Genomic DNA, 12,937 nt, shown 5'->3' with positions numbered 1-12,937 from the left:
GCCGCCCCCTCACGCCGCCAGCAGCCCGTCCTCCGCGTCGGTGAGGGTCCGCATGTGGTGCGGGGTGTCGCCGAGCTGCGTCGCGATCATCGCGAGGCGCTTGAAGTGGTGGGCGCCGAGATATTCCATCGTCATGCCGATGCCGCCGTGTAGTTGCACCGCCTCCTGGCCAAGGGCGCGGCAGGCGGTGTTGATGCGGATCTTCACCGCCGCCAGCGCCGCCGCGCGGGCCGCCGGATCGTCCGACTCCACCATCATCGCGGCGTAGAGCGCCATGGAGCGGGCCTGCTCCAGCTCGATCAGCATGTCGACGGCCCGGTGCTGCAGCGCCTGGAAGGCGCCGATGGAGGTGCCGAACTGCGTGCGCGTCTTCAGGTACTCGACGGTCAGCCGGTGCAGGGTCTCCATCGAGCCCACCGACTCGGCCGCCAGCGCCGCGATGCCGTGCTCGACCACCCGTTCCAGCAGGGGCAGGCCAGCCTCCGGGTCGCCGAGAACGGCGTCGGCCGGCACGGTCACGTCCGAGAACGAGACCTCCGCCGCCCGGCCGCCATCCTGGGCCGGATAGGCCGTCACGCCCACGCTGGCCGCGTCGGCGGGCACGAGGAACAGGCCGATCCCGCGCCGGTCGCGCCGCTCGCCGGACACGCGCGCCGAGACCACGATCAGCCCGGCCGAGTCGGCGTTCGGGACGATGGACTTCGCCCCATTGAGCACGAAGCCGTCCCCGCTGCGCCGGGCGGTGGTGGCCACGTCGAACAGGTCGTAGCGTGATTGCCGCTCGGTATGGGCCAGGGTGAGCCGCAGGGAGCCCTCGACGAGGCCGGGGATGTACCGCGCCTTCTGCGCCGCGCTGCCGCCGAGGCGCAGGGCGGTGCTGCCGAGGACGACCGAGGCGAGCAGAGGCTCCACGACGAGGTTGCGGCCCACCGCCTCCATGACGAGCATGGTCTCCACCGGCCCGCCGCCGAACCCGCCCTCCTCTTCCGAGAAGGGCAGGCCGGGGATGCCCAGTTCCACGAACGCCCGCCAGTTCGCCTCGGGGAAGCCCAAGGGGGCGCCCGCATGCTTCTGCCGGGCCTCCAACGCGGGATAGAGGTCGGCGCAGAGCCGCTCGACGCTGTCGCGCAGGAGCGACTGATCCTCGTTCAGGTCGAAATCCATGCCGATGTCCTGTCAGAGCCCCAGGATGCCCTTGGCGATCACGTTGTGCTGGATCTCGTTCGACCCGCCGTAGATCGAGACCTTGCGGTTGTTGAAGTAGCTCGGCGCGGCGGCATCGACCCAGTCGAACCCGCCCGGCAGATCGTTGGCGCCCTGCCCCCGCGCGGGGGCGGCGAGCGCGAAGGGGCCGGCGAGTTCGAGGAGCAGTTCGGTCGCCGCCTGCTGCAATTGCGAGCCCCGGATCTTCAGGAGCGAGGAGGCCGGGTCCGGCTCGACGGAATCCGCCCTGCCCTGCTTGGCCGCGACCCGCATCTGCGTGATCTCCAGGGCCTTCAGCTCGACCTCGACGCCCACGACGCGGGCGCGGAAATCGCGGTCGTCCCACATCGTGCCCGCCCCCGCCGGCATCTCGCGGGCGAGGCGCTTGATGCGGGTGATCCGCTCCTTGGTGAGGCCGATCCGGGCGATGCCGGTGCGCTCGTTGGCGAGCAGGAACTTGGCGTAGTCCCAGCCCCTGTTCTCCTCGCCGACGAGGTTTTCCACGGGCACCCGCACCGCGTCGAAAAACACCTCGTTGACCTCGTGGCGGCCTTCCAGGGTGATGATCGGGCGCACGGTGATGCCGGGCGTCTTCATGTCGATGAGCAGGAAGGAGATGCCCCTCTGCTTCTTCGCCTCGAAGTCGGTGCGCACCAGGCAGAAGATCCAGTCCGCGTGCTGGCCGAGCGTCGTCCAGGTCTTCTGGCCGTCCACGATGTAATGGTCGCCGTCGCGCACCGCCCTGGTCTTGAGGGAGGCGAGGTCGGACCCCGCGCCGGGCTCCGAGAAGCCCTGGCACCACCAATCGTCGAGGTTGGCGGCGCGGGGGAGGAAGCGCGCCTTCTGGTCCTGCCGGCCGAAGGTCGCCAGCACGGGGCCGAACATGTAGCAATTGAACTGCTGCGGCAGGGGCACCGCCGCCTGAAACAGCTCCTCCGTGTAGATGTAGCGCTGGACGGTGGTCCAATCCCGGCCGCCCCATTCCCTGGGCCAATGCGGCACCGCCCAGCCCTTGGCGTTCAGGATGCGCTGGCTGGTGACGATGTCCTCCTTCGAGAGGCCGCGCCCTTCGGAGACCTTCCTGCGGATCTCGGCGGGGATCTGCTCCCGGCAGAAGCTGCGGACCTCGTCGCGGAAGGCGACTTCCTCGGGGGTGAAGCGGAGATCCATGGATCAGCCTCCGATCTCGAACAGGCCGGCGCAGCCCTGGCCGCCCGCGACGCACATCGTGACGACGGCATAGCGCGCGCCCCGGCGGCGTCCTTCCAGCAGGGCGTGGCCGACGAGGCGGGCGCCCGACATGCCGAAGGGATGGCCGATGGCGATGGCGCCGCCGTTCACGTTGACCCGTGCCGGGTCGATCCCGAGCCGGTCGCGGCAATAGACGGATTGCGAGGCGAAGGCCTCGTTCAACTCCCACAGGTCGATGTCGGCGACGGTGAGCCCGTGCCGTTCGAGCAGGCGCGGCACGGCGAAGACCGGGCCGATGCCCATCTCCTCCGGCGCGCAGCCCGCCGAGGCGAAGCCCCGGAAGGTCCCGAGCGGCGTCAGCCCGCGCCGCGCCGCCTCCTCGGCGGACATCAGCACGCTGGCCGAGGCGCCGTCCGAGAGCTGGCTGGCATTGCCGGCGGTGATGAAGGCGCCCTCCCCGCGCACGGGCTTGAGCTTGGCGAGGCCGTCGAGCGTGGTGTCGGGGCGGTTGCCCTCGTCCTTGGTGAGCCGCGTCTCGACCTGCCGCGTTTCCCCGGTGGCCTTGTCGGTGACGGCCATGACCGCGCTCATCGGCACGATCTCGTCATCGAACAGCCCGGCCTCCTGCGCGGCCGCCGTGCGGCGCTGGCTTTCCAGGGCGAACGCGTCCTGCGCCTGCCGCGAGACGCCGTAGCGCTCGGCCACGATGTCGGCGGTCTCGATCATCGGCATGGCGATGGAGGGCAGGTGTGCGTCGAGCCACGCGTTGCGGGTGAGTTCGCGCTGCACATGCGGCTGGACGAGGCTGATCGATTCGACCCCGCCCGCCACGGAGACGGGCACGCCGTCGAGGACGATGCGCCGCGCGGCCGAGGCGATGGCCTCCAGCCCGGAGGCGCAGAAGCGCGAGACCGTGACCCCCGCCGAGGCGACGGGCATTCCGGCAATGAGCGCGGCGCGGCGGGCGACGTTGCCGCCGGTCGAGGCTTCCGGATAGCCGCAGCCGATCACCACCTCCTCCACCGCCTCCGGTTCGAGCCGGGCGCGGTTGAGGGCGGCGCGGATCGCGTGGGCGGCGAGGTCGGCGCCGTGGGTCTGGTTGAACGCGCCCCGCTGGGCCTTGCCGATCGGCGTGCGCGCGGTGGAGACGATGACGGCGTGGCTCATGCGCGCGCCGTCCCATCGGCGAAGCGGCCGCCCTCGGCGGCGAGGCGCTTCAGGAGGGGGGCGGGCTCCTGGCTCTCGTCGCCGGTCTCGGCGGCGAAGCGGGTGAGGTCGGCGGCGATCCTGTCGAGGCCGACCGCATCGGCCCAGTGCATCGGGCCGCCGCGCCACGCGGGCCAATTGTAGCCGTTGATCCAGATCGTATCGATGTCGCCGGGCCGGGCCGCGATCCCCTCCTCGAGGATGCGGGCGCCCTCGTTGACCATCGGGTACATCAGCCGCGCGACGATCTCGTCGGCGGTGAAGTGGCGGCGGGTGAGGCCGTGCTCGGCGGACGTGCGCTCGATCAGCGTCTCCACCTCCGGGTCGCGGGTGCCGGTGCGGGCGCCATCGGGATAGAGGTAGAAGCCGCGCCCGGTCTTCTGGCCGTAGCGGCCCATCTCGGCCAGCGAATCCGCGACCGGGGCCCGCCCGCCGAAATCCTTGCGCGAGCGCCAGCCGATATCGAGCCCGGCGAGGTCGCTCATGGCGTAGGGCCCCATGCGGAAGCCGAACTCGGTCACGGCGGCGTCGATCTCGTGCGGCAGGGCGCCTTCGAGCAACAGCCGCTCGCCGGCCTTGCTGCGCTTCTCCAGGATGCGGTTGCCGACGAAGCCGAAGCACACGCCGACCGCCACCGGCAGCTTGTTGAGGCGCCGTCCGAGGTCGAGGGCGGTGGCCAGCGCGTCCGGCGCGGTCTTCTCCGCGCGGACCACCTCCACGAGGCGCATGACGTTGGCCGGGCTGAAGAAGTGCATGCCGAGCACGTCCTGCGGCCGGCTCGTCACGGCGGCGATGGCGTTCACGTCGAGGTAGGAGGTGTTGGTGGCCAGGATCGCGCCGGGCTTCGCGATCCGGTCGAGTTCGGTGAAGATCGCGCGCTTGACGCCCATCTCCTCGAAGGCCGCCTCGATCACGATGTCGGCCTCCGCCGCATGGGCGAGGCCGACCGCCCCGGTGATGCGGCTGATGCGGGCGTTGCGCTCCTCCTCCGAGATCGAGCCGCGCTTGGCCGAGCCGGCATAGAGGCCGCGCACCCGGTCGAGTCCCTGGGCCAGCGCGCCCTGCTCGGTCTCGATCACCGTGACGGGGATGCCGGCATTGGCGAAGCACATGGCGATGCCGCCGCCCATCGTGCCGGCGCCGATCACGGCGGCGCGGGCGATCTCCCGGCGGGGCGTGTCCTTGGGCAGGCCCGGCACCTTCGCCGCCTCGCGCTCCGCGAAGAAAGCGTGGCGCAGGGCCTTCGAGCGGGGATCGTCCACCAGGGCGCGGAATTCCTCGCGCTCGGCGGCGACCGCCGCGTCGAAGGGCTTGTCGAACGCGCCGCGCACCGCGCGCACCAGGGCGGCGACGTTGGTTGCTTGGGAATCGCGCTTCAGCGCCTCCTCCGCCTTGGCCTCGAAGGTCTCGCGGGCGGATGGCGTCAGGTGCTCGTCCCGGTCGCGGGCGCGGGGGAGCCGCCCGGCATCGGCCAGCTCGCGGGCATGGACCCGCGCCGCCTCCACGAGGTCGCCGAGTTCCACCTTGTCCACGAAGCCGAGTTCGGCGGCTTTGCCGGCGCTCACCGGCTCGCCGGTCAGCATCATGGCGAAGGCGGGGGCCGGGCCGATCAGGCGCGGCAGGCGCTGCGTGCCGCCCGCGCCGGGGATGAGCCCGAGCTTGATCTCCGGCAGACCAAGCTTCGCCCCCGGCGCGGCGAGCCGCGCGTGGCAGGCGAGCGCCAGTTCGAGCCCGCCGCCGAGCGCCGCGCCGTTGATGGCGGCGACCACCGGCTTCGGGGCGGCGTCCAGCCGGGCCAGGATGTCGGGCAGGATCGGCGATTGCGGCGGCTTGCCGAACTCGCTGATGTCGGCCCCGCCGACGAACAGCTTGCCCTCGGCCGCCAGCACGACGGCCCGCACGGTCTCGTCCGCGAAGGTCTCGGCCAGGGCGGCGTCGAGCCGGGCGCGGAGTTCGGCGCCGAGCGCGTTGACGGGCGGGTTGGAGAGGGTGAGCACGGCGATGCCGCCGTGGTCGTCACGCTTGATCACCAGGCCCTCCCTGTTCCGCTGTGCGGAATGTCGTTCTGCATTTGCGCCAGGGTGGCCGGTCGGGGACGGGCCTGTCAAGGCGCGGAACGATCGGAACGCAACGCCGTCTCGGCTGGCGGAACGGGGCGAAAGACCCTGTTTGACAGGCTCGGCGGGGCCATGCGAACCCTTCCGCCGCCGCGAGACGGGGTTCAACCCGTCGCGGTCCTTTGCGGTTGCGCGGCCCCTTCGGAGGCCGCCAGGGAGGAGACCCGCGTGAAGAGCCGGATGCCCGTTTCGCGCCGTCCGACGCCGGGAGACCGGCCGTGAGCGGCGTGACCGTCCCCTCCGCCGCCGAGGCGCGGCTGCCGCCGGCCCTGCGGGGGCGGCTCGCCCTGCCGGTCATCGCCTCGCCGATGTTCATCGTCTCGGGGCCGGACCTCGTGATCGCGCAATGCCTCGCGGGGGTGGTCGGCTCGTTCCCGGCGCTGAACGCGCGGCCGCAACCCGTCCTCGACGAGTGGCTGACGCGGATCACCACCACCCTGCAAGAGGCCCAGGCCGCCGACCCCTCGCGACGGATCGCGCCCTTCGCGGTGAACCAGATCGTCCACGCCTCGAACGACCGGCTGGCGCAGGATGTCGAGGCCTGCGTGCGCCACGCGGTGCCGATCATCATCACGAGCCTGCGGGCGCCGGATGCGGTGATCAAGCCGGTCCACGCCTATGGCGGGGTGGTGTTCCACGACGTCATCTCCGTCCGCCATGCGGAGAAGGCGCTGGAGGCGGGGGTCGACGGGCTGATCCTCGTCTGCGCCGGGGCCGGCGGGCATGCGGGCACGCTCTCGCCCTTCGCCCTGGTCTCGGAGGTGCGCCGCTTCTACGACGGGCCGATCATCCTGTCGGGGGCCATCGCCACGGGCTCGGCGATCCTCGCCGCGCAGGCGATGGGGGCCGACCTCGCCTATATGGGCACGCGTTTCATCGCCACGCAGGAGGCGAACGCCGCGCCGGGCTACCGGGAGATGATCGCCGGTTCCTCGGCCAACGACATCCTCTACACGCCCTATTTCACCGGCGTGCCGGGCAATTACCTGACGCCGAGCATCCTCAAGTCCGGGCTCGACCCGAACGCCCTGCCGGAGCGCGACAAGAGCGCGATGGATTTCGGCAGCGCCCAGGTGAAGGCGTGGCGGGACGTGTGGGGCGCCGGCCAGGGCGTCGGCAGCATCGACGACGCCCCCCCCACCGCCGACCTCGTCGCCCGCCTCGCCCGGGAATACGCCGAGGCGAAAAACCGGCTCGCGGGATGAGCGACCTCGCCGCGGAGGCGGCCGGGGAGGACCGGCACTTCGTCACGGCGCTCGCCCGGGGCCTGTCGGTGCTCGCCTGTTTCGGGCCGGGGCGGACGAGCCTCGCCAACCACGACATCGCGGAGGCCTGCGGCCTGCCGCGCTCCACGGTCTCGCGGCTGACCCACACCCTGACCCGCCTCGGCTACCTGCAGCACCTGCCGGAATCCGGCCGCTATCGCCTCGGCACGGCGACCATCGCCCTGTCCTCGGCGGCGCTGGGCGGGCTCGACGTGCGCGCCATCGCCCGGCCGGCCCTGCGGGCGGTGGCCGAGGCGGCGAACGCCTCCGTGGGGTTCGGCGTTCGCGACGGGTTGAGCATGCGCTACGTCGATTGCCATCGAGGCCCGGCGGCCATCGCGCTCAACCTCGACACCGGCTCGCGGATCTCGCTCGCCCGCAGCGCCATGGGCCGCGCCTATGTCGCGATCTGCCCCGAGCGGGAGCGCGAGCGGATCTACGAGGACCTGAAGGCCCTCGACCCGGTGGCGTGGCCGAAGCTGCGCGCCGGGCTCGACCGGGCGGTGCAGGAGCACCGGGAGATCGGCTGCTGCACCTCCTTCGGCGAGTGGCAGGAGACGGTTTCCGCCATCGCCGTGGGGTTCGACCCCGGCGGGGGCCTGCCGGCGATGTCGGTGAATTGCGGCGCCCCCTCGGTGATCACCGACGGGCGCTTCCTGATGGAGGTGGCCCGTCCGCTGCTGATCGAGGCCGTGCGCGGCCTCGACGGCGTGATGGGCGCTTGAGGATGACGCGATGCTGTTCGACCCCGACGACCTGCCGCTGACCGGCATCCGCGTCCTCGACCTGTCGCGGGTGCTGGCCGGGCCGTGGTGCGCGCAGGTGCTCGGCGATTTCGGGGCCGACGTGATCAAGGTCGAGCATCCGGAGCGGGGGGACGACACCCGCGACTGGGGCGTGCGCACGACGCCGGGCAACACCTCGTATTTCGACAGCGTGAACCGCAACAAGCGCTCCATCGGCGTCGATCTCGCCGACCCGGAGGGCCTCGCCCTGGTGAAGGCGATGGCCCGCGACAGCGACGTGCTGGTGCAGAACTTCAAGACCGGCGGCGCCGACCGGCTCGGCCTCGGCTACGACGCCCTGTCGGCCGACAACCCGGGCCTGATCTACTGCTCGGTGGCGGGCTACGCCTCGGACGGGTCGGAGGCGACGCGGCCGGGCTACGACCTCGTCGTGCAGGGCGAATCGGGCGTCATGGCCCTGAACGGCGAGCAGGGCGGGCCGCCCCTCAAGTTCGGCGTGGCGGCGGTGGACCTGTTCACCGGCCAATACGCGGCGCAGGCGGTGATCGCGGCACTCTACCAGCGGGAGCGCACCGGAAAGGGCCGCAGGATCGACCTCGCGCTGTTCGACAGCGGCGTCTCGCTCACCTCGTATTACGGGCTCGAATCCCTGGCGCAGGGCTTCGATTCGCCCCGCTACGGCAACGCCCATCCCTCCATCGTGCCCTACGGCGTGTTCGAGGCCGGCGACGGGCCTTTGGTCATCACAGTGGGCAACAACGGCCAGTACCGGCGCTTCTGCGAGCAGGTGCTGGAGCGGCCCGACCTCTGCGCCGACCCGCGCTTCGCGACCAATCTCGACCGTTCGAAGAACCGCGCCGCCTTCGTGCCGGTGCTGGACGCCGAACTCGCCAAATGGACCCGCCGCGACCTCATCGCGCGGCTGCGGGAATGCGGCATCCCCTGCGGCGAGGTGACGGGCCTGCGCGAGGCGCTGCTCGGCGACCGGGCGAAGGAAGCCGGGCTGATCGTCCCCGGCGAGGCCGGCGGCACCGTCATCGCCCCGACCTACCGCCTCGACGGGCGGCGCCTGCCCGTCCGCCGGATGCCGCCCGATCTCGGCGGGTCCACCGCCGAGATCCTGGAGGAGCGCCTGGGCCTCGGCCCCGCCGCATGCGAGGCGCTGAAGGCGAAGGGCGTGGTGCGCTAGCGCCGCGTGCCCCAGCGGGAGCCCATGGGGCTGCTGCCGGCATCGGCGCCGATGGCCGGGCCGGCGGCGCGCTCGGGGCGGTGGGTCGAGGGAGCGGCCATCGGCTCCGGGGCGATCATGTCCGGCACCCCGGCCTGGGCCTCGGTGCCGCGGCCTTCCGCGAACTGGCCCGCCTTGCGGAAGGTCCAGAGGTAGCCCGGCACGACGGCCTCGGCGGCGGTCGGCACGATGCCGAACGCCTCGATACTGCGGCCTTCCGCCTTCGCCGCGTCGGAGACGACGTTGTCGGTCTGGAGCAGGATCACCTGATCGCGGGTGAGCTTCAGCTCGTCCGGCAGCATCCCGAGCGTCAGGGTGTTCACGATCTCCAGCGCCCGCGCCTGGATCTTGGCCAGCGGCAGCGGCAGGTCGAGGACGAGGCGGCTGCGCTGGATGGTCTTCAGCATGTAGCGGACGAGATGGTCGAGGGTCGCGACCTCCGGCCCGCCGAGTTCGTAGACCTTGCCCCCCGCGACCTGCCCATCGACCGCCTTGGCGACGGCCTCGGCCACGTCGCCGACGAAGACCGGCTGGAAGCGGGTCTGCGCGCCGGCCAGCGGCAGCACCGGCAGGGCGCGGGCGAGGCCCGCAAAGCGGTTGAAGAAGCTGTCGCCCGGCCCGAAGATCAGCGACGGGCGCAGGATGATCGCGTCCGGGCAGGCGGCGAGCACCTTGGCCTCGCCCTCCGCCTTGGTGCGGGCATAGGCCGAGGGCGAGTTCGCGTCGGCGCCGATGGCCGAAACCTGGATCATCCGCGCGCCGTTGGCGGCGGCGGCGCGGGCGATGGCGCCGGCCCCGTCCGCCTGGAGCCGCGCGAAGCGCTGCGGCCCGCTCTCCTGCAGGATGCCGACGAGGTTGATGACCACGTCCGACCGCTCGACGGCGCGGGTGATCGAGTCCGGGTAGCGCAGGTTCGCCTGCACGGCGACGATCTGGCCGACCTTGCCGAGCGGCTGGAGGAACAGGGCGAGGTCCGGCCGCCGCACCGCGACGCGGATCCGGTAGCCGCGCTTGGCGAGCGCCCGGACGACGTGGCGGCCGAGGAAGCCGGAACCGCCGAAGATCGTCACGAGCTGCGTGTCGGGGCGCCGCGCCGGCCCGGCGGGCGTCTCGTGCTGCGGGTCGAGATGCGTTTCCTGGCCGGTCATCACCGTCGTCTCGGGCTCCTTGCAGTGCGGAAGAAACACTGCCGGGGCCTCCTTAGCCCAACCTGGCGCCGCAGGGGAGAGGCGAGGACCGCGCGCGGTGATGTGATGAGCCGATCCGTCTCGCCGGGGAACGACGGCGCGGCGCGGACATTCCCCCGCTCTCACCCAGATCGCTTGCAGGGAATGCGATGATGTTCGGGATGCTCGCCTCGGCCGTGGTCGCCGTGTTCGGATTGCTCGTGGCGCTGGGGCGCATCGGCCACCCGATCGACGATCAGGCGGTGTCGCCCTTCGGATGGAGCATCCTGACGGTCGGGGCCGCCCTGTTCGTGCTGTTCGCCTTCCGCCGCTTCAGCGCCGCACGCGGAAACCGCCCGGCCTGATTCGGATGCGGAGGTCAGGCCGCGCGGACGCGGGGGCGGGCCTCGCCGGCCACGGCGTGCAGGTCCGCACTCCGCCCGCCCACCACCACCGATTGATGCTCGCGGGCGATGAAGGCGCTCGGCATTTCGGCCTGCAGGTCCGCTTCCATGGCCTGCAGGGTCGTGTCGGAATGGGCCGGGTGCAGGTGGATGATCGCCACCGATTTCACCCCGGCGGCGTGGGCGAGCTCGACGCCCTTCTGCCATGTGGAATGGCCCCAGCCCCGGCATGTCGGATATTCGCAATCCGTGAACATGCCGTCGTAGACCATCAGGTCGGCGCCCGCGACGAACTCCGCCAGGGCCGGATCCGGCCACGGGTCGCGGTGCTCGATGTCGCTGATGATGCAGAGGCGCCGGCCGTTATGGTCGAACCGGTAGCCCACCGACCCCTGCGGATGGTTGAGCAGGATCGTGTCCACGCGCGTCCCGTCCTCGAAGACCAGCGGCTCGCCGGCCTTGAACCCGTGATGGCTGAACGTGCAGCACAGGGCGTCGAGTGTAATCGGGAACAGCGGCGGCGCGAACAGCCTGTCGAGGGCCTCGCCCGCCGACTGGCCGTCGAGGTTGCCGCACCATGTGCGGATGGTGCGGTCGCAGTCCAGCACCGCCGGCTTGAAGAAGGGCAGGCCCGCCGTGTGGTCGAGGTGAAGGTGGCTGAACAGCAGGTCCACCCGCTGGGGCAGGTCGGTCCGGTGGTTCTGGCCGAGGTTGTACAGGCCCGAGCCGGCGTCGATCACGAACAGGCGCTCGCCGCAGCGGACCTCCAGGCACGGGGTGCTTCCGCCGAACTCGGCGTATTGCGGCCCGCTGACCGGGGTCGACCCACGGACGCCCCAGAACCTGAGGACGAGGTCGTCGTTCGCTGTGCCCGGAAGGGGCACGGGATCCTGGGACATGGTGATCACTTCGGACGGACCTTCCCGACCGCAACAAGGATCGGATCTCCGTCGTCGTTCCAGAGAAAATGGGCGAAGTCCGGCAGAAGTCCGTTACAGGACTACCGTTTCGTCCCTGATGGACAATGAATTGGGGAATGTAACCGTGCCGCGATGTGCGGGCCCACACATGGGGCCGGCGCCGATCACGGCCTCCCCGCAGGTCAGCCATGACATTTCGGTCGGGCGCTAAAGCTTTGCCGGGGAAGGACTTCTTCCGTCCGGCCGTGCGTCAGAGCGGGGCCGCCGAGGCGACGAGGCCGGGCCGGCTGAGTCGCGGCTCGCCATCCTGGCCGAGAGTGTCGCGCAAAAGACGCGGCAGGCTGTCGGCGTAACGGGTCTGGAACGGGTCGGCGAGGCGGGCGAGGGAATCGCGCGGGCTCGCATAGGCGGGCACGAAGGGCGCCTCGCCCGGCCGGGGCGCGGCGGCGATCCAGCTGGTCCAGACCGATTCCGGCACCGGGGCCGCCCGGCGGCGGGCCGGCGTCACGATGACCTCCTGCGCGGCGAAGGCCAGGGCCTCCGGCCGGCTGATGTCGCCGACCGCGCCGCCGCGCGACACGTAGGCCGCCCAGAAGGCGTTCTGCCCGCCATCGGAATAGGTGGTGCGGACGGCCGGCGCCTCGGTGGCGAGGGTGGCGATCCGCGCCTCCTCCATGGCGTGGCGGGTGACGTAGGCGGCCTCGCGCTTCGGGTCCTTGGAGGGGGCGAAGGCGTAGCGCCCGCCGACCACCGAGACCTGCGGCTCCTCCCCCGTCGCCTCGAACCGGTCGGCGCCCTCCTTCAGGTTCTGCCAGAAGGCGAAGTTCGGATCGCTCCGGTGGCGGGCGAGGTTCTCCGCCGTCATGTGGAACGGGAAGGCCTGGAACTGGAAGGCCGCCTGCCCCCCGGCCAGGGCCTCGCGGGCGATGGCGTAGATCTCCTCCACCGTCCCGTTCGTCATGGCGAAGCAGCCCATGGACGAGCAGATGCCGTGCACCATGATCGCCGAGCCGCTGCCGCCGTGGGCGCGGTCGTAGGCGTTCGGGTATCCGACGTCGAAGGACAGGTGATAGTGCGAGTTCGGGTTCATCTGCCGCTTCGCGACCGAATAGAACCCCTCCGGCACCTGCCGGTCGCCGTTGCGGGTCTTGGGGCCGAGCTGGCCCGACCAGCGGCAGATCGGGAAGGACTTGATGAAGACGTAGCCCTTGGCCGCCTTCTTCCAGACTTCGAGTTCCGATTCGCGCTTGTAGGCGCGGAACACGACCGGCGCCGAGGCACTGGTGCCCTTCGACGCCATGATCGCGAGCGTGCCCGCCGGGATCGGAGCCGTCGCCTTGTCCTGCGCCGTCGCGGCAGAGCCGAGGGCGAGGAGGACGAGGCCGGCGGCGAGGCTTGTCCGGAAGGGCATGAACCGGGGCGGGATCCAGGGGCGCGATGCGTCCCGAGGGGTGCCGCATCATGCTTAACCGACTGTTAAGCCAACGATCT

General features: G+C 71.6%; 11 protein-coding genes. 4 read left to right on the top strand and 7 right to left on the bottom strand.

Going from position 1 to position 12,937, the window contains the following annotated elements; translation table 11 throughout:
• Positions 1-9 precede the first annotated feature (9 nt).
• Genes ACXJ1Y_RS03345 through ACXJ1Y_RS03330 form a run of 4 tightly spaced genes read right to left on the bottom strand, consistent with a single transcriptional unit; the run spans position 10 to position 5,630 of the window.
• On the bottom strand, positions 10-1,164 hold the full coding sequence (locus ACXJ1Y_RS03345; RefSeq protein WP_463848751.1) for an acyl-CoA dehydrogenase family protein: 1,155 nt from the start codon (positions 1,162-1,164) through the stop codon (positions 10-12).
• A gap of 12 nt (positions 1,165-1,176) precedes the next feature.
• On the bottom strand, positions 1,177-2,373 hold the full coding sequence (locus ACXJ1Y_RS03340) for an acyl-CoA dehydrogenase family protein (protein ID WP_463848750.1): 1,197 nt from the start codon (positions 2,371-2,373) through the stop codon (positions 1,177-1,179).
• Between the two features lie 3 nt (positions 2,374-2,376).
• Positions 2,377-3,561, bottom strand: a complete 1,185-nt coding sequence (locus ACXJ1Y_RS03335) for an acetyl-CoA C-acyltransferase (protein WP_463848749.1) — start codon at positions 3,559-3,561, stop codon at positions 2,377-2,379.
• Positions 3,558-5,630: a 3-hydroxyacyl-CoA dehydrogenase NAD-binding domain-containing protein gene (locus ACXJ1Y_RS03330; RefSeq protein WP_463848748.1), complete on the bottom strand. Its 2,073-nt coding sequence runs from the start codon at positions 5,628-5,630 to the stop codon at positions 3,558-3,560. The genes ACXJ1Y_RS03335 and ACXJ1Y_RS03330 overlap by 4 nt, the downstream gene beginning before the upstream one ends.
• Positions 5,631-6,025: 395 nt before the next feature.
• On the opposite strand from ACXJ1Y_RS03330, the gene ACXJ1Y_RS03325 reads away from it, so the two are divergent.
• Genes ACXJ1Y_RS03325 through ACXJ1Y_RS03315 form a run of 3 tightly spaced genes read left to right on the top strand, consistent with a single transcriptional unit; the run spans position 6,026 to position 8,917 of the window.
• Positions 6,026-6,922, top strand: a complete 897-nt coding sequence (locus ACXJ1Y_RS03325; protein ID WP_463850022.1) for an NAD(P)H-dependent flavin oxidoreductase — start codon at positions 6,026-6,028, stop codon at positions 6,920-6,922.
• Positions 6,919-7,707: an IclR family transcriptional regulator gene (locus ACXJ1Y_RS03320; RefSeq protein WP_463848747.1), complete on the top strand. Its 789-nt coding sequence runs from the start codon at positions 6,919-6,921 to the stop codon at positions 7,705-7,707. The genes ACXJ1Y_RS03325 and ACXJ1Y_RS03320 overlap by 4 nt, the downstream gene beginning before the upstream one ends.
• Before the next feature lie 10 nt (positions 7,708-7,717).
• The gene (locus ACXJ1Y_RS03315) at positions 7,718-8,917 is read left to right on the top strand and encodes a CaiB/BaiF CoA transferase family protein (RefSeq protein WP_463848746.1); all 1,200 of its coding nucleotides are present in this window, start codon (positions 7,718-7,720) and stop codon (positions 8,915-8,917) included.
• Here ACXJ1Y_RS03315 and ACXJ1Y_RS03310 read toward each other — a convergent pair.
• A complete protein-coding gene (locus tag ACXJ1Y_RS03310) occupies positions 8,914-10,104 on the bottom strand; it encodes a complex I NDUFA9 subunit family protein (protein ID WP_463850021.1) in 1,191 nt (396 codons plus the stop codon). The two genes, ACXJ1Y_RS03315 and ACXJ1Y_RS03310, sit on opposite strands and share 4 nt — an antisense overlap.
• A 188-nt stretch (positions 10,105-10,292) precedes the next feature.
• On the opposite strand from ACXJ1Y_RS03310, the gene ACXJ1Y_RS03305 reads away from it, so the two are divergent.
• A complete protein-coding gene (locus ACXJ1Y_RS03305; RefSeq protein WP_342163607.1) occupies positions 10,293-10,487 on the top strand; it encodes a hypothetical protein in 195 nt (64 codons plus the stop codon).
• Positions 10,488-10,501: 14 nt separating this feature from the next.
• On the opposite strand, the gene ACXJ1Y_RS03300 is transcribed toward ACXJ1Y_RS03305, so the two are convergent.
• Entirely contained in the window at positions 10,502-11,425 is a 924-nt protein-coding gene (locus tag ACXJ1Y_RS03300) for an MBL fold metallo-hydrolase (protein ID WP_463848745.1), read from the bottom strand.
• Positions 11,426-11,696: 271 nt separating this feature from the next.
• Positions 11,697-12,857 (bottom strand): L,D-transpeptidase family protein, encoded by a 1,161-nt coding sequence (locus tag ACXJ1Y_RS03295; protein WP_463848744.1) that lies wholly within the window; start codon positions 12,855-12,857, stop codon positions 11,697-11,699.
• Positions 12,858-12,937: the final 80 nt, after the last annotated feature.

It is taken from the genome of Methylobacterium sp. TK26 (assembly GCF_055361565.1).
Note: the sequence above shows the minus strand (reverse complement) of the source record. Positions and strands in the feature narration are given on the sequence as shown.

What these genes read in the sequence shown, in the direction of transcription:
- ACXJ1Y_RS03315 (WP_463848746.1), top strand. Translation starts at nt 7,718, where the DNA reads ATGCTGTTCGACCCCGACGACCTGCCGCTGACCGGCATCCGCGTCCTC.
- ACXJ1Y_RS03295 (WP_463848744.1), bottom strand. Translation starts at nt 12,857, where the DNA reads ATGCCCTTCCGGACAAGCCTCGCCGCCGGCCTCGTCCTCCTCGCCCTC.
- ACXJ1Y_RS03310 (WP_463850021.1), bottom strand. Translation starts at nt 10,104, where the DNA reads ATGACCGGCCAGGAAACGCATCTCGACCCGCAGCACGAGACGCCCGCC.
- ACXJ1Y_RS03320 (WP_463848747.1), top strand. Translation starts at nt 6,919, where the DNA reads ATGAGCGACCTCGCCGCGGAGGCGGCCGGGGAGGACCGGCACTTCGTC.
- ACXJ1Y_RS03340 (WP_463848750.1), bottom strand. Translation starts at nt 2,373, where the DNA reads ATGGATCTCCGCTTCACCCCCGAGGAAGTCGCCTTCCGCGACGAGGTC.
- ACXJ1Y_RS03305 (WP_342163607.1), top strand. Translation starts at nt 10,293, where the DNA reads ATGATGTTCGGGATGCTCGCCTCGGCCGTGGTCGCCGTGTTCGGATTG.
- ACXJ1Y_RS03325 (WP_463850022.1), top strand. Translation starts at nt 6,026, where the DNA reads ATGTTCATCGTCTCGGGGCCGGACCTCGTGATCGCGCAATGCCTCGCG.
- ACXJ1Y_RS03300 (WP_463848745.1), bottom strand. Translation starts at nt 11,425, where the DNA reads ATGTCCCAGGATCCCGTGCCCCTTCCGGGCACAGCGAACGACGACCTC.
- ACXJ1Y_RS03335 (WP_463848749.1), bottom strand. Translation starts at nt 3,561, where the DNA reads ATGAGCCACGCCGTCATCGTCTCCACCGCGCGCACGCCGATCGGCAAG.
- ACXJ1Y_RS03345 (WP_463848751.1), bottom strand. Translation starts at nt 1,164, where the DNA reads ATGGATTTCGACCTGAACGAGGATCAGTCGCTCCTGCGCGACAGCGTC.